Source organism: Aerococcus sp. L_32, assembly GCF_050689315.1.
In genome coordinates this window covers 1-671 of sequence record NZ_JBOEQF010001015.1, presented here as the reverse complement: position 1 = coordinate 671, position 671 = coordinate 1, and the positions used below count along the sequence as shown (strand labels likewise).

Sequence of the window (671 nt, the reverse complement as noted above, 5' to 3'; positions counted from 1 at the left end):
ATGAGAACGACGTTTAGTTAATAAGTCTTTAAAATCTGACATGTTAATTTTACTCCTCTTAAATCCATTTTTATCAATAACAAGTTCCATTTAGAACTATTTCCAGTCTACACGCTTACTTTTTAAAAGTCAATTAGTAAGTTCAATAATATACAATCTTCTACTTTTAAGTTATAAAAAGTTTATTTTGTATGTATATTAAGCACTCTAAATCACGTATTCATTAACCCCAATATACTCTTTCAAGAATTGTTTAGTTCTCTCTTCTTTGGGATTTGTAAATATTTCTTCTGGACGACCTGATTCTACAACTACACCATCGTTCATAAAGACAACCCGGTCCGCCACTTTGCGGGCAAAATTCATTTCGTGCGTCACGATAACTAGTGTTGTGTGTCCTTTTGCCAGGTGTTCGATGGTTTCAAGCACCTCATTCACTAATTCTGGGTCTAAGGCAGACGTTGGCTCATCTAGTAGAATTGCTTTAGGTTGTACAGCAAGTGCCCGGGCGATACTTACGCGTTGTTGTTGCCCACCTGATAAAGTCACTGGGTATTGGTCTTTTTGTTTTGACAAGCCCACTTGTTTCAATAATTTTTCACCAAACTCAGCAGCTTCGTCTTTTTTCATGACATTATTTGAAATTAACGATAAAGTAACGTTCTCTAAAG

The 671-nt window shown here is 35.6% G+C and carries 1 protein-coding gene; it reads right to left on the bottom strand.

Annotation, left to right across the window (positions count from 1 at the left end; genetic code table 11):
• Window positions 1-207: 207 nt before the first annotated feature.
• Window positions 208-671, bottom strand: a 464-nt coding sequence (locus tag ACRCJ0_RS17940) for an amino acid ABC transporter ATP-binding protein (RefSeq protein WP_431391496.1), incomplete at its 5' end; no start/stop codon positions are given.